Consider the following 15,782-nt stretch of genomic DNA (forward strand, 5'->3'; position numbering starts at 1 on the left):
TGACATCTCACAATGTCGGGCGTGGGGGGATCAGTTCAAGACGCGGATTAGAACTCAGGGTACTAATCGCGCGCCAGTGTCAGCGCGCGACCCATTGCGTTGCGAGTGCCGGGTGCGGAAAGGGTCGGTCGTAGAGGCTGGCTTTAGACCGATACATGCTCCAGCAAAAGCGCGCGATCTGCATCGGCCCGGCTGCGTTCCAGCACCACTTCGCCGCGTTTCAGCACCACAAAGTGATCGCCCAACTCATAGGCAAAATCAAAGAACTGCTCGACCAGAATGATCGCCATGTCCCCCTTGCCGCGCAGATATTTGATCACTTCACCGATCTGCTGGATGATGTTGGGCTGGATGCCCTCGGTCGGCTCATCAAGCAGCAGAAGCTTCGGCTTGGTGATCAAGGCGCGGGCAATCGCGAGCTGTTGCTGCTGCCCGCCCGACAGATCGCCGCCGCGCCGAGAGCGCATCTCTTTGAGCACGGGAAACAGCTCGAAAATCTCATCCGGGACAAAATGCTCGGACTTGGGCAGGCAGGCATAGCCGCTTTCCAGATTTTCCATCACCGTCATCAGCGGAAAGACATCGCGGCCCTGCGGCACATATCCAACGCCCTTTTGCGCCAACACATGGGCCGGGACATGGCCCATAGCCTCGCCATTGATCAAAAGGTCGCCGCCTGCACGGGGATGGGTGCCGGAAATCGCCTTCAACAGGCTGGTTTTGCCAACGCCATTGGTGCCCATCACACAGGTCACTTCGCCCGCCTTCGCCTGCATCGAAATGCCGTGCAGAATTTGGGAATGGCCATATTTCAGCGTCAGATCGCGGGTTTCCAGCATGATTATCGCCCCAGATAGACGTCGATGACGTCCTGATTTTTCGTCACATGGTCGAGCGAGCCTTCGGCCAGCACCGAGCCTTCGTTGAGCACCGTGACCTTGCAATTAAGCCGGCGGACGAACTCCATATCGTGTTCAACCACCACCACCGCATGTTTTTTGGCCGCTTCGACCAGCATCGTCGTGGTCTTTTCGCGCTCGGCCGGGGTCATCCCCGCCGCCGGTTCATCCACCAGCAAAAGCCGCGGGTCCTGGACCAGCAACATGCCGATTTCGAGCCATTGCTTCTGGCCGTGGCTCAGCTCGCCCGAAGTGCGCTTTAACTCTTGGGTCAGGCCGATCAGCTCGGCAATTTCTTCGATCCGCTCGGCCCCGCGCCGCGACTTGCGATAGAACAGCACGTCAAACGGCCCGCGTTTGTTGGCTAGCGCCATAGCAAGGTTTTCGCGCACGGTCTGAGCCTCGAACACCGTCGGTTTCTGGAACTTGCGGCCCACACCAGAGCGGGCAATTTCGCTTTCGCTCATTTTCAGCAAGGACAGGGACTTTTCACCAAACAGCACCCGGCCTTCATCGGGTTTCGTCTTGCCGGTGATGATGTCCATAAAGGTGGTCTTGCCCGCACCGTTGGGGCCGATGATGGCGCGCATTTCCGGCTCGCCGATCTGAAAGCTGAGGTTGTTGATGGCGCGAAAGCCATCAAAGCTCACCGAGACGCCGGACATTTCCAGAAGCGTTTTCATGGTGTGTCCTCTGTCTTTTTGCGCACGATCAGATCAAACAACCCGCCGATGCCTTTGGGGAAAAACAGGGTGACGGCGACAAAGCTGAGGCCGAGCAGCACCAGCCACCAATCGGTCCATTTCACCACGTAAAATCCAAGGTTGATGTTGGGGGCGCCGCCACCCGTGAACCAGCTCGACAGGAGCGACACAAAGGCGGCGCCGATCACCGCGCCATAGAGCCGGCCACGCCCGCCGATGGCGACCCAAACCGCGAGATAGATCGAGGCGATGGGGGCGATTTCCGCCGGGTTGATGATGCCCGCCTGCGGGTAATAGAGCGCGCCAGCGATGCCTGCGACAATGGCGGTGAGGGTGAACACGAAGAGTTTGTAGCTTTCGACGTGGTAGCCGAGGAAGCGCACGCGGGCCTCATTGTCGCGGATCGCGCGGATCACGCTGCCCATTTTGCCGTCAACAACAAAGGCGAACAGAAGATAGCCGAGGCCCAGCGCCAAGGCCGAGGCCCAGAAGAAAGCGATGGAGATGGTGGCCTGTGGTGTCGCCTCGAAACCGGGGATGTTTTGCAGGCCCGAGAGACCGTTGTTGCCGCGCAAACCGGTGTCGTTCTGGAACAGGTAGAGCGAGAGGGCGAGCGTCATGGCTTGGGTTAGGATCGACAGGTAAACGCCGGTGACGCGGCTGCGGAAGGCAAGCCAGCCAAAGACCAACGCCAGAAGGCCGGGGATGACGATGACAGCGATAAGTTGCAGCGGCAGGGAGTGGGCAAAGGCCCAGAGCGCGGGCAGCTCAGAGCCGCCGACCACGCCAAAGATCTGGCTGGTGATGGCATCGCTGACCTCGCCTGCCGTGGGGGGAATGGCCCCGTTTTGCAGGCTTTCGATAACGATGGCCTCGGTCCGGGCGTACATCAGCCACATGCCGATGGCGTAGCCGCCGATGCCGAAAAAGGCAAAGTGGCCAAGGCTGAGGATGCCGCAATAGCCCCAGACCACGTCCATCGCGATGGCGATCAAGGCGAGGCAGAGGGTCTTGCCCAGCGTTTTCACGAAGGAGGTGGAGATAAAGCCAACGCCGGCGGCTTCGGAGAGCACGGTCACGCCGAGGGTGAACAACGCGAGGGCCGCAAGGAACCACATGACGGAGGGGTTGCGAAACAGGAAGGAGCGGTTCATGAAAAATCGCCCCCGCTGCAGCCTAAATCTTCAAAAGATTTCGGTCCGTTTTCTTTGCAAGAAAACGGGGTCCGGTGAATATGCGTTGTCATGGTCAATCTCCTGCCGCACGGCCTTTGAGGGCGACGATGCCCTTGGGGCGGAACTGGATGAAGAGGATGATAAAGAGGATCATGTAGGTCTGTGCCGCCAGGGTGTTGGACGGGTTAAAGAACTCGATGCCCTTTTGCAGAAAGCCGATCAGAGAGGCCCCCGCGAGCGTGCCCCAGACGTTACCGACGCCGCCCACGACCACGGTCATGAAGCTTTGCACAATATAGTCCGCGCCCATTTCTGAGGTGACCTTGGCATAGAGCCCAATGGCGACCCCCGCGATGCCCGCGATGCCGGATCCAAGGCCGAAGGTCAGCATATTGATCTTGTCCGGATTGATGCCCATCGACGAGGCCATGCGCGGATTTTGCGTCACCGCGCGGACCTCAAGCCCGAGGCGGGTTTTCTTCAGGATGAACAGCAGCAGGCCGAGGAACATGAGGGCGAGCACGAAGATGGCGATGCGGATATACGAGATCTGCACCACATCGTTGATCACCCACGCCCCATCAAGCCAACCCGGCGAGGTCAGCGGGCGCGCCTGTGTGCCGAAAATGTTCTTGGCCAGCTGTTGCAGCGCGATCGAGATGCCGAAGGTGGCCAGCAGAGTTTCCAGCGGGCGGTGATAGAGCCAGCGGATCACCAGCCGTTCCATCGCCACACCGGCGGCAAAGGTGACGGCAAAGGCCAGCGGCAGCGCGACGATCAGCGACAGGGTGTAATCGGGGATGAACAGCTGCACCACATAGCCGGTGTAGGCGCCCATCATGATGAATTCGCCATGCGCCATGTTGATCACGCCCATCACGCCAAAGGTGATGGCAAGGCCGATTGCAGCGAGAAAGTAGATCGAGGCGAGCGACACCGCGTCCATCGTAAGATCGATGGTCTGGCCGACGGCGACGCGGGCTTCGACCGAAGAAAGCGCCTCTTCGGCGGCGGCGGTGATGGCCAGATCGGCTTCGTCATACGCGTGGTAAAACACATTGGCGGCGAGCGCCGCGTCAATATCCGCCTCGGTGACCAAGGGCGGCGCTTTGCCGGCGGCGGCGAGCGCGGCGTATGCTTCGGCGCGGGCATCGTCATTGCCAAGACGCGCCAAAGGCACACCGCCCACGCGGTTGCCATCGATATTCGCCTCAAGCGCGGCGCGGATATCGGACCGGCCAACCAGCGGCGGCGCAAGTCCGGCCTCAATCAGCGCGGCATACGCGACATCGCGGTCGATGCCATCGCCCGAGGTCAGGACGCGGGCAATATTGCGATCCGCAGGCAGGGTTTTCGCGGCAGAAAACTGCGTGGTGAGGATCTGATTAAGCACAGCGCGGCCTTCCACGCTGAGATCCTCGGACAGCCCCTGAATGGCGGCGATCCGCGCGGCAGGCTCCGCCCCAAATCGCGCTGTCAGATAGGTGACGAGCCGCGCCTTGCGGACCTTCAGCGCAGGGTCGGTTTCTCCACCAATCGACGCCGCCAGCGCATCAAGTTGCGCGGGATCGGGATTGCGCGAAATCGCGTCAAGCGCCTCGCGGCGGCGGGTGATATCGGGATCGGAGAGTTGAAACTGCACCAGCGCCGCGCCAATTTCGCCGCGCACGCCGCCGTTGGGCTTTACGTTCGTCAGCGCATCGCCGGGCACGCCCGTGGCCACCACAGCGCCGCTGTCGATATCGGTCAGATCATAGGCTGCACCGGATTTGGCAGCGTAAAAGAACAGCCCGTCGTCGGCACGTTCCCAGACATCCTTGTCCGCGTAATGATTGAGAAATTCCGGCACCTGCGGCAGGCCCGCGTTCACCAGAGCATCAAGCACGGTGCCAATGGTTTTGCGCGACGGCTTGGCCACCAGCCGCTGATGCTCTTGCAGGATGGATTGAAGGGTCGGTGCCGGGGCTTCGTCCTGTGCCATTGCCATGATCGGCAGACACAGCAGCGCCAGACACGCGATAAGGACGCGATGCATTATGAGGAGCCTGTTCTTGCGAAAGGAGTGGGGGCGCGACGCAGGCCGCGCCCCCGGGGAAGGTCAGATCAGTAGTTGGATTTGATCTGAACGCAGGTCGAGGTTTCGGTGTTGTACATGCCGCAACCGAGGTCTTTCCAATCCGACGTCAGAACCGCAGATTCCGGCAGGAAATCGGTCCAAGCGTCGCCCGGCACTTCTGCGGTCTGGCTGATGATGTCGAACTGGCCATCGGCAGTGATTTCACCAATCAAAACCGGCTTGGACAGGTGATGGTTTACCAGCATCTCGGCGGTGCCGCCGGTCAGGTTGGGGAAGGTCTGGCCATACATCGCGGTGCGCACGGCATCGACATCGGTGGTTTCGGCCTGGGTCGCCGCGTTCACCCACATGTTAAAGCCAATGTAGTGGGCTTCCATCGGGTCATTGGTCACGCGCTCTTCGCCCATCCGTGCCTTCCACGTTTCGATGAACGTGGTGTTGGCGTCGGATTCAGCGGATTGGAAGTAGTTCCAGGCCGCAAGGTGACCCACGAGGTTGGATGTGTCGAGGCCCGAAAGCTCTTCTTCGCCAACCGAGAACGCCACAACGGGGATGTCATCCGCCGAGATACCAGCCGCGGCCAGCTCTTTGTAGAAGCCAATGTTGGCATCGCCATTGATGGTCGAGATCACGCCAACCTGTTTGCCATCTGCGCCCAGCGCCACAACGTCGGCCACGATTGTGGCCCAGTCGGAATGACCAAACGGCGTGTAGTTGACGAAGATATCTTCTTCGGCAATGCCTTTGTCTTTCAGATAGGCTTCGAGGATGTTGTTGGTGGTACGCGGGTACACATAGTCGGTGCCCAGCAGTGCGAATTTCTCAACACCCAGCTCTTCGAGGAAGTAATCCGTCGCCGGGATTGCCTGTTGGTTGGGCGCGGCACCGGTGTAAAACACGTTCTTCGAGCTTTCTTCGCCCTCATACTGCACCGGGTAGAACAGCAGGCCGTTCAGCTCTTCGATCACCGGCAGAACCGATTTGCGCGACACCGATGTCCAGTTGCCAAAGATCACGTCAACTTCGTGCACCGACAGCAATTCGCGGGCTTTTTCGGCAAACAGCGGCCAGTCGGACGCGGGGTCAACGACAACGGCCTCAAGCTCACAGCCCAGCAGGCCGCCTTTTTCGTTCTGCTGTTCAACCAGCATCTCGATGGTGTCTTTAAGCGTTGTTTCAGAAATCGCCATCGTGCCGCTGAGCGAGTGCAGAACGCCAACTTTGATCGGGCAATCCGCTGCAAAGGCGGGCGCGGCGGCAAACATGCCGAGCGCTGCGATGGATGTAAGTGCTTTATTGATACGGGTCATATCTTATCTCTCCCCGCAGAGCGGCGCGACGCCATTGCACCCGAAGGCACCAAGGCATAGTTTGCGGCTCTGCAACGTATTTGTTGCGAAAGTGTGGCGGCCTGCGCGAATGACAGTTCTAAGGTCGTCACACACCCTTCGCGTTCGAATTTCCCTTCGAGGGAATCTCCTATGCTCGGGCACTGACATGAATTCTGCATTGCGGCGACTGGATCAATTCCGACGGGTTAATTTCCTGAGCAACCTGCACGATTGCCTTCTTTCTGTGCGCCGTTAACGACTTTTGCCTGCTTTTTACGCAAATCAGCGCAAGGCTCGTTCTGAAACTGCCGCGAATCTGGCCATTGCGGGGGTCGATATGCTCAATCCGCAGCAGATTGAATGCTGTCGGAGCAAAGCCATCACCCACCATGTCCGCCATATGGAAGCCGCCGTTAAGGACCAGCCCCAGCCGCGCACCCGCGGGCAACTTGTGCTGTCGGCCAAGCGGCGCGGGGCGGCCAGCGTCATCGACGGGTTGCGGCAGGCCGGGTCGTATCGGGCGCTGTTTCCGCGCTGCGATGCGATGTTGCAGGCGATCTGCATCAACACCTCGGGTGGCGTGACCGGTGGCGACAGGCTGACGCTAGAGGCCTCGGTGGGCGAAGGCGCGGCGCTTGGCCTAACAACGCAGGCGGCAGAGCGCGCCTATCGCAGCCGCGAGGGCGATTTCGGCCATGTGACCAGCGCTTTGCGCGTTGGCCCCGGCGCCACACTGCACTGGATGCCGCAGGAATTGATCCTCTATGATGGCTGCGCCCTGTCGCGCAAATTGAGTGTCGACCTTGCCGCAGATGCGCGCCTGTTGCTGGTGGAACCGGTGATCTTTGGCCGCGCCGCGATGGGCGAACGGCTGACCTCGGGCCGGTTTCACGACCGCATCGAGGTGCGCCGCGCAGGCCGCCCGCTGTACTATGACGCCGTGCAACTGAACGGCGCAATCTCTGATCAACTGGCACAGACCGCTGTGGCCGGTGGCGCGGGCGCGATGGCCTCGCTGCTTTATGTCGCCCCCGATGCCGAGGCCCAGCTCGCCCCGATGCGCGCGCGCCTGCCCGATACCGGCGGTGCCAGTCTTTTGGCCCCCGACGCCCTTGTTTTACGCATTCTGGCCCCTGACAGCCATGTGCTGCGCCAGCTCCTTCTTCCCATTCTCGACCGCCTGTCGGACGATACCCTGCCTGTTTCCTGGAGATTATAACCCATGCAACTCACCCCCCGCGAAAAGGACAAGCTGCTGATTTTTATGGCAGCCGAGGTCGCCCGCAAGCGGCTGGCCCGTGGCGTCAAGCTTAACCACCCCGAGGCGATTGCCCTGATCACCGATGCGGTTGTCGAAGGCGCCCGCGATGGCCGCTCTGTTGCCGATATGATGGAGGCCGGCGCGCAGGTGATCACCCGTGATCAATGCATGGAGGGCATCCCCGAGATGATCCACGACGTGCAGGTCGAGGCCACCTTTCCCGACGGCACCAAGCTTGTCACCGTCCACAACCCCATTCGCTAGGGTTTCATTATACCCCACCAGCCCCCCTAAAGGAGATCCAACATGACCCGCATGCTCGCCCCCGTTCTGTTTCTCACCGCCTCCCCTGCCCTTGCCCATTCCGGTGCGCATCTGCACCCGCATGGCGCGGGCAACTGGCTGACCGTTGCGCTGGCGCTCGGCCTTGTTGCCGTGGCCGCCACCTTGATGGTGCTGCGCAAATGATCCCCGGAGAGCTGATGCCCGCCAAAGGAACGCTGACGCTCAACGAAGGGGCCGAGGCGATCACCCTGATGGTGGCCAACACCGGCGACCGGCCCATTCAAGTCGGCAGCCACTATCACTTTGCCGAGGCCAACCCGGCGCTGGATTTCGACCGCGCCGCCGCCCGTGGCCGCCGGCTCGACATTGCCGCTGGCACTGCTGTGCGGTTTGAACCGGGGCAACGCCGTGAAGTCCAGTTGATTGAAATCAGCGGTGCCCGACGCATCTATGGCTTCAATCAACACGTTATGGGCGCACTATGAAATACGATTTCTACACAGATCCCTTCGCAATGATGAAGGTTCAAACGCAGGCAACGCTGATGGCGATGGAGGCCAGCGCAGTGATATGGATGCGGGTGATGGGCTGGGCCGGGGTGTGGTCTGTCCTGCCAAGCGAAAATTCCCGCATGGTCACGGAAAAGCAAAAGGCGTTTCATGACGCCGGGTCCAAGTTGATCCTTGGCACGATGCGGGGTCAGGATGTCGAAAAGACGCTGAGCCAGGCGCTTAAACCGATCCGGCGCACCACCAAATCCAACGTCAGCCGCCTGTCGAAACGCGGGTTTGCCAAGAAATGACAGACCGGGCGACGCCTCTGCCGAAATGTCAGACCGGGCCGTATACGCGGCCCGGCCCTTTTGTCCGATCACATGTCGGGCAATGGCGCGAGGCTGCGCAGGTAGAGGATGATCGCATCGATATCACCCGCGTCCGTCGCGGCGTAATAGCCATAGGGCATCGGCGGCATCATCGCGCTGCCATCCGGGCGTTTGCCTGTGGTCATCATCACCTTGATCTCGGCATCGCTGTATCCGGCAAGCCCGTCTGCATGACTGGTCAGGTTCTTCGACACCGAGGTGCCCCAAGGCCCGTGGAATTCGAACCCGCCGGTAAAGGCGTGCGCGGGGTCAATCATCGGCCCCTGCGGCCCCATCGGCGAATGGCATTCGACGCAATGCGCCACCGGCCCAGCCAAATAGGCGCCGTATTCCACGCTGACGCCCCGCTCTGGCGCGGTCACACTGTCAATCGGCGGACCATAGGCGGGCGGCAGCGGAATGTTGTACTCCGACGTGCCGGGATCGTTCTCGACCGCCGGAACCCCGCGCAGATACATCACGATCGAGGCCAGATCCTCATCGCCCAGCCCGCGATACACCGCGCAGGGCATCGGCGGCCCAATCACCGTGCCATCAGGGCGCATGCATTCGCGGATCGCTCGGCCCAGCTCGGCATCGCTCCACTCGGCCACCCGGCCCGCCGGGGTGATATTGGCAGAGATGGCGGTAAACATATCGTTCTTTTCCACCAACCGCCCGCTCAGATCGCGGGACATGTCGAGCCCCTCGGCCCCGAACGGCGTGTGGCAATTGCCGCAACCGGCGGGCCCCTGAACAAGATATTCCCCGCGTTCGGCGCTGGGTTCGGCAAGGACAGACCCGGCAGCAAGGCACAGACCCGCAGCGAGCAACGAAAAATCGGCTCTCATAAAGACCTCCTGAAAATGCTTCCTCGTCGCGCCGAAAACTCTCGGCACGGCAATATTAATGAATACTTACATAAGGTTACAGGCGCGCAAGATAGCGCAATGCGACCGTTTTGTCAATTGAGTCGCCGCGCGGACCGCGCCGCTCACGCCTGAAAGGACTCCGAAATGCCCGCAACGATCAAGCGTTCCGATTATGCCGCCATGTTCGGCCCCACCGTGGGCGACCGTCTGCGCCTTGCTGACACTGACCTGATTATCGAGGTCGAGCGTGACCTGATCGCGGAACGGGCCGGGACGGCGACCACCGGCGGAACCGGAGCCAACGCGCTGGCCTATGGTGAGGAAGTCAAATTTGGCGGCGGCAAGGTGATCCGCGATGGCATGGGCCAGGCCCAGACGACGCGGGCCGCGGGTGCGGTCGACACCGTGATCACCAATGCGCTGATCGTCGATTACACCGGCATCATCAAAGCCGATGTCGGCCTGAAAGGCGGGCGCATCGCGGTCATCGGCAAGGCGGGCAACCCCGACACCCAGCCGGGCGTGAACATCATCGTCGGCCCCGGCACCGAAGTCATCGCGGGCGAGGGCCGCATTCTGACCGCAGGTGGATTTGACAGCCACATCCATTTTATCTGCCCGCAACAGATTGAAGACGCTTTGCATTCTGGCCTGACCACCATGCTTGGCGGTGGCACCGGCCCGGCGCACGGCACCTTGGCCACCACCTGCACCCCCGGCCCTTGGCACCTCGGGCGGATGTTGCAGGCGGCAGATGGCCTGCCGATGAACCTTGCCTTCGCGGGGAAAGGCAACGCCTCGCTGCCCGAAGCGCTGGTCGAACAGGTCAAGGCCGGGGCCTGTTCGCTCAAGCTGCACGAAGACTGGGGCACCACGCCCGCCGCCATCGATTGCTGCCTGTCGGTGGCCGATGACATGGACGTGCAGGTGATGATCCACACCGATACGCTCAACGAATCCGGCTTTGTCGAAAACACCGTGAAAGCCATGAAAGGCCGCACCATCCACGCCTTTCACACCGAAGGCGCAGGCGGCGGCCACGCCCCTGACATCATCAAGATCTGCGGCGAAGAGCATGTTTTGCCCTCCTCGACCAACCCAACCCGCCCCTTCACCGTTAACACGCTCGAAGAGCACCTCGACATGCTCATGGTCTGTCACCACCTCGACAAATCGATCCCCGAGGACGTGGCCTTTGCCGAAAGCCGCATCCGGCGCGAGACCATTGCCGCCGAGGATATCCTGCACGACATGGGCGCGTTTTCGATCATCGCCTCGGACAGTCAAGCGATGGGTCGCGTCGGGGAAGTGCTGATCCGGACCTGGCAAACCGCTGACAAGATGAAGAAACAGCGCGGACGTCTGGCCGAAGAGACCGGCGACAACGATAATTTCCGCGTGCGCCGCTATATCGCCAAATACACCATCAACCCCGCGATTGCGCACGGGCTGAGCCATGAGATCGGCTCGATCGAAGTGGGCAAACGCGCCGATCTGGTGCTCTGGAATCCGGCGTTCTTTGGGGTGAAGCCCGAGATGGTCCTGCTTGGCGGCACCATCGTTTGCGCACAGATGGGCGACCCCAACGCATCAATCCCGACGCCGCAGCCGGTGTATTCCCGCCTGATGTTCGGTGCCTATGGCCGTTCTGTCGAGCATTCCGCCGTCACTTTCGTCTCTGCCGCCGCGCAGGCCGAGGGGATCGGCAAATCGCTGGGACTGGCGAAACAGACCGTCGCGGTGCAAAACACCCGCAAGATCGGAAAATCGCACCTTAAGCTCAACACGGCCACGCCGCATATCGAAGTGCACCCCGAGACCTATGAGGTGCGCGCGGATGGCGAACTTCTGACCTGTCAGCCGGCCGAAAGCCTGCCGATGGCGCAGCGGTATTTCCTGTTTTAGGGCATTGGGATGACCTCCTTTACACCAATAAGCCTGTCAAATCGGTTCAATTACATCGAACTCCTCCTGAATTCTGCGGCGCGGGACCTCGCCCAGCGCATCCGTCAAATCAGCAATATGGTTGCTCTGCTCCATGCACTAAGAGTGCCGCAAGAGCCTTAATAAGGTATGAACATGACCCTGCCCCTGACCCAATCCATCCTCCCCAAAGCCGACGCGCCTGACTGCCAGGATCTGGTAACGCTCACCTATGATGAGCGGTTTTTCCGCCGCAAAACGCTGACTACGGCGCAAGGCACCCGCTTTCTGGTGGATCTTGAGCACACCACGTCGGTCGATCACGGCGATGCCTTTGCTTTGCCCGACGGCACGCAAATCAAGGTGATCGCGGCTGAGGAAGACCTGTTTGCGGTGACCGGTGATCTCACCCGCCTGGCCTGGCATGTCGGCAACCGCCACACGCCGTGCCAGATCGAGGCCGACCGGCTGCTGATCCAGCGCGATCCGGTGATCGGGCATATGCTGGAACATCTGGGCGCGACGCTGACCGAGGTGTTAGAACCGTTCACCCCCGAAGGCGGGGCCTATGGGCACGGCCGCACCCACGCGCATGACCACGGGCACACGGCCCATGCGCACTGAGCTTCTGACCCTGCAACAATGGCTGTCGCCGGCCTTTCCCATCGGGGCGTTTGCCTATTCGCACGGGCTGGAAACGGCCATCGCGCGCGGCTGGGTACACTCCGCCGCGACCTTGCAGGATTGGCTGACGCCGCTGCTTGAGCAAGGCAGCGGCCGGTCGGATGCGGTGCTGTTGTCGCTGGCCTATCGCGCCAAAACCCCCGACGAGTTGGCCGACCTTGACGCCACCGCCCGCGCCTTTGCCCCGGCGGCCGAACGGCTGACCGAGGCCGAGGTGCAAGGCGCGGCCTTCGCCAGAACGGTGCGCGATGTCTGGGGCTATGACCTTCCCGATGTGCTGCTGCCTCTGGCGGTCGGGCGTGCGTCGCGGCTGGCGGGGCTGTCCCTGACCGACAGCACGGCGATGTATTTGCACGCCTTTGCGGCCAATCTGACCTCTGCCGCGATCCGCCTCGTGCCGTTGGGCCAAACCGAGGGGCAGGCCGCGCTCGCCGCCCTCACCCCGCTCTGCGCGACACTCGCAGAAGACACCGCCGAGGCGACCCCCGACGCGATCTTCTCGAACTGCTTTATGTCCGATGTCGCGGCAATGACCCATGAAACCCTCGAACCAAGGCTATTTCGCTCATGACCCATCTGAACGGCCCTCTTCGTATCGGCATCGGCGGCCCGGTGGGCGCGGGTAAAACCACGCTGACCGCCAAGCTCGCCGGGCTGATGCACCCCGGTTACTCCATCGGTGTGATCACAAATGACATCTATACGCAGGAGGACGCCGAGGCGCTGATGCGGATGCAGGTGCTGCCCGGCGACCGGGTGATGGGGGTCGAAACCGGCGGCTGCCCGCATACGGCGATCCGCGAAGATGCCTCGATCAACCTGGCCGCCATTGCCGAGATGCGGCGACGGCATGAGGACCTTGAGGTGGTGATGGTGGAATCTGGCGGCGACAACCTGTCGGCCACCTTTAGCCCCGAGTTGGCCGATTTCACCATCTACGTGATCGATGTGGCGGCGGGCGAGGAAATACCGCGCAAGGGCGGGCCGGCGATCACCAAGTCCGACCTGCTGATCATCAACAAAACCGATCTCGCCCCCTATGTCGGTGCGTCGCTGGAGGTAATGGAGCGTGACGCCCGGCGGATGCGCGGCACGCGGCCGTTCCTCTTTACCTCGCTGCGCCACGACACAGGGCCGACCGAGGTCTTGGCCGCGATCTGCGATCTTGCGGGGTTGCGCACATTAGACACCGTTCCGGCCGAGTGAAACGGGGCCGATCCATTGATGGATCGGTGAAAATCCATCAATGGATTTTGGTTGCGCCAAGAAAAAAGCCGCCCGAGACACCCGGGCGGCTTTCGTATTCGCAAGGGCCTCAGATCAGCCGATGATCGCGTTCAACGCCGCGCTTGGGCGCATCACTTCGGCCTTCTTCTCAACGCTCGGCTTGTAATAGCCGCCGATGTCCGCCGCCGGACCCTGAGCCGCTTTGAATTCACCGAGGATCTCAGCTTCCTTCTCGGCCAGCGCCTTGGCAATCGGTGCGAAATGCGCGGCCAGATCGGCGTCTTTCGACTGCGCCGCCAGCGCCTCGGCCCAGTAACGCGCAAACCAGTAGTGGCTGTCGCGGTTGTCCGGCTCACCCACCTTGCGCGAAGGCGAACGGTCATTATCAAGAATGCCCTGCGTCGCCGCCTCTGCCGCATCCCCAAGCACGCCAGCCTTGGCATTGCCCTGGCTGTCGGCAAGGAAGTTCAGGCTCTCGCCCAGCGCACAGAATTCACCCATCGAATCCCAGCGCAGGTGGTTTTGCTCAACCAACTGCTGCACGTGCTTGGGCGCAGACCCGCCCGCACCGGTTTCAAACAACCCGCCGCCGTTCATCAGCTTCACAATCGACAGCATCTTGGCCGAGGTGCCCAACTCTAGGATCGGGAACAGATCGGTGAGGTAATCGCGCAGCACGTTGCCGGTGATGGCAATGCTGTCCTTGCCGGCCGTGATAGTCTCAAGCGAGGCACGGGTGGCTTCGCGCGGCGCCATGATGGTGAACTTGTCGGCCACGCCCGCCGCCTCAAGGATCGGTGTGACATACGCAATCAGCTCGGCGTCATGCGCACGGGTTTCGTCCAGCCAAAAGATCGACTGCGCCCCGGTCAGGCGCTGACGGTCCATCGCCAGCTGCACCCAGTTCTCAATCGGAGCCTGCTTGGTGGTGCAAGCGCGCCAGATGTCGCCGGCCTCAACGTCATGGGAGTGCAGCACATCGCCATTCTCCAGAACAACGCGGAAGGCACCATCCGCCGCCGCTTCGAATGTGGTCGGGTGGCTGCCGTATTCCTCGGCCTTCTGCGCCATCAGACCAACGTTCTGCACGGTGCCAGCGATCGCCGGGTTCAGCGCGCCATTGGCTTTGAAGAACTTGATCGCCTCGTCGTAAACCGGCGCATAGGAATTGTCGGGGATGACACAGTTGCTGTCGCCCTCGTTGCCATCCGGACCCCAGCCCTTGCCGCCGGCGCGGATCAGCGCGGGAAGCGAAGCGTCAATGATCACATCCGACGGCACATGTAGGTTGGTGATGCCCTTGTCGGAATTCACCATATACATCGGCGGGCGTTCAGCGCGGACCTCTTCGATCGCAGCAAGGATCTCAGGCTTGTCGGCAACACGCTCCAGCAGATCGCCAAGGCCGGAATTCGGGTTCACACCCGCTGCCTTCATCTCATCGCCGTATTTTTCAAACACCGGCGCCAGCCATGCCTTGACCGCATGGCCAAACAGGATCGGGTCCGAGACTTTCATCATCGTCGCCTTGAGGTGCAGCGAAAACAGCGTGCCGTCTTTCTTGGTGTCTTCGATCTGCTCAGTCAGGAACGCCGACAGCGCCTTGACCGACATGAACGTCGCATCCACCACGGTGCCCGCGTCCAGCGCCCAGCCGTCTTTCAAAACGGTGGTGCTGCCATCTTTACCGACGAATTCGATCTTGGCCTTACCGGCCTGCGCACCCGACAACGTGGCCGAAACTTCGTTCGAAAAGAAATCATTGCCCGACATCGACGACACTTTGGTTTTGCTGTCGCTCGACCATGTGCCCATGCGGTGCGGGTTGTTCTGGGCGTCTTTCTTCACCGGCTTGGCGGCGCGGCGGTCCGAGTTGCCTTCGCGCAGAACCGGGTTCACCGCCGAGCCTTTGATCGCGTCAAACCGGGCGCGGATCGCCTTGTCTTCGTCGGTCTGCGGATCTTCGGGATAATCGGGCAGGTCATAGCCTTTGGACTGAAGCTCTTTCACCGCGGCCACCAGCTGCGGCACCGAGGCCGAAATGTTGGGCAGCTTGATGACATTGGCACCGGGGGTCTTCACCAACTCGCCCAATTCGGCCAGATCGTCGCTCTGGCGCTGTGCCTCTGTGAGGGTCTCCGGGAAGGTCGCGATAATCCGACCGGCGAGGGAAATATCCTTGGTTCCGATCGAGATATCAGCCGCCGCCGCAAACTTGCGAATGATCGGCAGGAACGACGCGCTGGCCAGTTCGGGGGCTTCGTCTACAATGGTATACAATATGTCGGGAGACTTGATATCGGCCATGATGTGGTACCCTTTTTTGACAGTGGAAATGCGGGTTTCTTTAGGACGTGACTGCTATCTTGTGAACGCGCGCCCCGTCCAGGCGCAACCCGGAATTCGCCATTTTGCTTCGATTGCTGCTCGATTAGACCAGCCCCGCCGCAAATTCAACCGGACAAAGCCGCGCGGCCCATAA

17 protein-coding genes are annotated in these 15,782 nt (G+C 61.3%); 9 read left to right on the plus strand and 8 right to left on the minus strand.

Going from position 1 to position 15,782, the window contains the following annotated elements; translation table 11 throughout:
* Positions 1–143: 143 nt before the first annotated feature.
* The 6 genes from urtE to ACW9UO_RS10460 all read right to left on the minus strand — a co-directional run bounded on the left by urtE (position 144) and on the right by ACW9UO_RS10460 (position 6,586).
* On the minus strand, positions 144–839 hold the full coding sequence (gene urtE, locus ACW9UO_RS10435) for an urea ABC transporter ATP-binding subunit UrtE (protein ID WP_457085752.1): 696 nt from the start codon (positions 837–839) through the stop codon (positions 144–146).
* A 2-nt stretch (positions 840–841) separates the two neighbouring features.
* A complete protein-coding gene (gene urtD / locus ACW9UO_RS10440; protein ID WP_457085753.1) occupies positions 842–1,582 on the minus strand; it encodes an urea ABC transporter ATP-binding protein UrtD in 741 nt (246 codons plus the stop codon).
* Positions 1,579–2,757, minus strand: a complete 1,179-nt coding sequence (gene urtC, locus ACW9UO_RS10445; RefSeq protein ID WP_457085754.1) for an urea ABC transporter permease subunit UrtC — start codon at positions 2,755–2,757, stop codon at positions 1,579–1,581. Before urtC ends, urtD begins: the two co-directional genes overlap by 4 nt.
* 94 nt (positions 2,758–2,851) lie before the next feature.
* On the minus strand, positions 2,852–4,813 hold the full coding sequence (gene urtB / locus ACW9UO_RS10450) for an urea ABC transporter permease subunit UrtB (RefSeq protein WP_457085755.1): 1,962 nt from the start codon (positions 4,811–4,813) through the stop codon (positions 2,852–2,854).
* Positions 4,814–4,881: 68 nt separating this feature from the next.
* The gene (gene urtA / locus ACW9UO_RS10455; RefSeq protein ID WP_457085756.1) at positions 4,882–6,165 is read right to left on the minus strand and encodes an urea ABC transporter substrate-binding protein; all 1,284 of its coding nucleotides are present in this window, start codon (positions 6,163–6,165) and stop codon (positions 4,882–4,884) included.
* Positions 6,166–6,334: 169 nt separating this feature from the next.
* Entirely contained in the window at positions 6,335–6,586 is a 252-nt protein-coding gene (locus ACW9UO_RS10460) for a hypothetical protein (protein WP_457085757.1), read from the minus strand.
* Between ACW9UO_RS10460 and ACW9UO_RS10465 the strand changes: the two genes are divergently transcribed.
* Genes ACW9UO_RS10465 through ACW9UO_RS10485 form a run of 5 tightly spaced genes read left to right on the plus strand, consistent with a single transcriptional unit; the run spans position 6,587 to position 8,534 of the window.
* A complete protein-coding gene (locus tag ACW9UO_RS10465; RefSeq protein ID WP_457085758.1) occupies positions 6,587–7,405 on the plus strand; it encodes an urease accessory protein UreD in 819 nt (272 codons plus the stop codon).
* A gap of 3 nt (positions 7,406–7,408) precedes the next feature.
* The gene (locus ACW9UO_RS10470; RefSeq protein ID WP_457085759.1) at positions 7,409–7,711 is read left to right on the plus strand and encodes an urease subunit gamma; all 303 of its coding nucleotides are present in this window, start codon (positions 7,409–7,411) and stop codon (positions 7,709–7,711) included.
* A 42-nt stretch (positions 7,712–7,753) separates the two neighbouring features.
* The gene (locus tag ACW9UO_RS10475) at positions 7,754–7,915 is read left to right on the plus strand and encodes a hypothetical protein (protein ID WP_457085760.1); all 162 of its coding nucleotides are present in this window, start codon (positions 7,754–7,756) and stop codon (positions 7,913–7,915) included.
* The gene (locus ACW9UO_RS10480; RefSeq protein ID WP_457085761.1) at positions 7,912–8,217 is read left to right on the plus strand and encodes an urease subunit beta; all 306 of its coding nucleotides are present in this window, start codon (positions 7,912–7,914) and stop codon (positions 8,215–8,217) included. The genes ACW9UO_RS10475 and ACW9UO_RS10480 overlap by 4 nt, the downstream gene beginning before the upstream one ends.
* Before the next feature lie 29 nt (positions 8,218–8,246).
* On the plus strand, positions 8,247–8,534 hold the full coding sequence (locus tag ACW9UO_RS10485) for an antifreeze protein (RefSeq protein ID WP_457085762.1): 288 nt from the start codon (positions 8,247–8,249) through the stop codon (positions 8,532–8,534).
* Between the two features lie 68 nt (positions 8,535–8,602).
* On the opposite strand, the gene ACW9UO_RS10490 is transcribed toward ACW9UO_RS10485, so the two are convergent.
* Positions 8,603–9,445 (minus strand): cytochrome C, encoded by an 843-nt coding sequence (locus ACW9UO_RS10490; RefSeq protein WP_457085763.1) that lies wholly within the window; start codon positions 9,443–9,445, stop codon positions 8,603–8,605.
* 165 nt (positions 9,446–9,610) lie between these two features.
* Between ACW9UO_RS10490 and ureC the strand changes: the two genes are divergently transcribed.
* The 4 genes from ureC (at position 9,611) to ureG (ending at position 13,279) form a co-directional block, all read left to right on the plus strand.
* Entirely contained in the window at positions 9,611–11,371 is a 1,761-nt protein-coding gene (gene ureC / locus ACW9UO_RS10495) for an urease subunit alpha (protein WP_457085764.1), read from the plus strand.
* A gap of 174 nt (positions 11,372–11,545) precedes the next feature.
* On the plus strand, positions 11,546–12,013 hold the full coding sequence (locus ACW9UO_RS10500; protein ID WP_457085765.1) for an urease accessory protein UreE: 468 nt from the start codon (positions 11,546–11,548) through the stop codon (positions 12,011–12,013).
* Positions 12,003–12,644, plus strand: a complete 642-nt coding sequence (locus ACW9UO_RS10505) for an urease accessory protein UreF (RefSeq protein ID WP_457085766.1) — start codon at positions 12,003–12,005, stop codon at positions 12,642–12,644. Before ACW9UO_RS10500 ends, ACW9UO_RS10505 begins: the two co-directional genes overlap by 11 nt.
* The gene (gene ureG / locus ACW9UO_RS10510) at positions 12,641–13,279 is read left to right on the plus strand and encodes an urease accessory protein UreG (RefSeq protein WP_457085767.1); all 639 of its coding nucleotides are present in this window, start codon (positions 12,641–12,643) and stop codon (positions 13,277–13,279) included. Before ACW9UO_RS10505 ends, ureG begins: the two co-directional genes overlap by 4 nt.
* 114 nt (positions 13,280–13,393) lie before the next feature.
* Here the strand turns inward: ureG and ACW9UO_RS10515 are convergent, their stop codons facing one another.
* Positions 13,394–15,607, minus strand: coding sequence for an NADP-dependent isocitrate dehydrogenase (locus tag ACW9UO_RS10515; RefSeq protein WP_457085768.1), 2,214 nt, complete (start codon positions 15,605–15,607; stop codon positions 13,394–13,396).
* Positions 15,608–15,782: the final 175 nt, after the last annotated feature.

Source organism: Marinovum sedimenti, assembly GCF_054052205.1.

Excerpts from the sequence above, each read along its gene's own strand:
- urtE (WP_457085752.1), bottom strand. The coding sequence starts at position 839 with ATGCTGGAAACCCGCGATCTGACGCTGAAATATGGCCATTCCCAAATT.
- urtD (WP_457085753.1), bottom strand. The coding sequence starts at position 1,582 with ATGAAAACGCTTCTGGAAATGTCCGGCGTCTCGGTGAGCTTTGATGGC.
- urtC (WP_457085754.1), bottom strand. The coding sequence starts at position 2,757 with ATGAACCGCTCCTTCCTGTTTCGCAACCCCTCCGTCATGTGGTTCCTT.
- urtB (WP_457085755.1), bottom strand. The coding sequence starts at position 4,813 with ATGCATCGCGTCCTTATCGCGTGTCTGGCGCTGCTGTGTCTGCCGATC.
- urtA (WP_457085756.1), bottom strand. The coding sequence starts at position 6,165 with ATGACCCGTATCAATAAAGCACTTACATCCATCGCAGCGCTCGGCATG.
- ACW9UO_RS10460 (WP_457085757.1), bottom strand. The coding sequence starts at position 6,586 with ATGGCGGACATGGTGGGTGATGGCTTTGCTCCGACAGCATTCAATCTG.
- ACW9UO_RS10465 (WP_457085758.1), top strand. The coding sequence starts at position 6,587 with ATGGAAGCCGCCGTTAAGGACCAGCCCCAGCCGCGCACCCGCGGGCAA.
- ACW9UO_RS10470 (WP_457085759.1), top strand. The coding sequence starts at position 7,409 with ATGCAACTCACCCCCCGCGAAAAGGACAAGCTGCTGATTTTTATGGCA.
- ACW9UO_RS10475 (WP_457085760.1), top strand. The coding sequence starts at position 7,754 with ATGACCCGCATGCTCGCCCCCGTTCTGTTTCTCACCGCCTCCCCTGCC.
- ACW9UO_RS10480 (WP_457085761.1), top strand. The coding sequence starts at position 7,912 with ATGATCCCCGGAGAGCTGATGCCCGCCAAAGGAACGCTGACGCTCAAC.
- ACW9UO_RS10485 (WP_457085762.1), top strand. The coding sequence starts at position 8,247 with ATGATGAAGGTTCAAACGCAGGCAACGCTGATGGCGATGGAGGCCAGC.
- ACW9UO_RS10490 (WP_457085763.1), bottom strand. The coding sequence starts at position 9,445 with ATGAGAGCCGATTTTTCGTTGCTCGCTGCGGGTCTGTGCCTTGCTGCC.
- ureC (WP_457085764.1), top strand. The coding sequence starts at position 9,611 with ATGCCCGCAACGATCAAGCGTTCCGATTATGCCGCCATGTTCGGCCCC.
- ACW9UO_RS10500 (WP_457085765.1), top strand. The coding sequence starts at position 11,546 with ATGACCCTGCCCCTGACCCAATCCATCCTCCCCAAAGCCGACGCGCCT.
- ACW9UO_RS10505 (WP_457085766.1), top strand. The coding sequence starts at position 12,003 with ATGCGCACTGAGCTTCTGACCCTGCAACAATGGCTGTCGCCGGCCTTT.
- ureG (WP_457085767.1), top strand. The coding sequence starts at position 12,641 with ATGACCCATCTGAACGGCCCTCTTCGTATCGGCATCGGCGGCCCGGTG.
- ACW9UO_RS10515 (WP_457085768.1), bottom strand. The coding sequence starts at position 15,607 with ATGGCCGATATCAAGTCTCCCGACATATTGTATACCATTGTAGACGAA.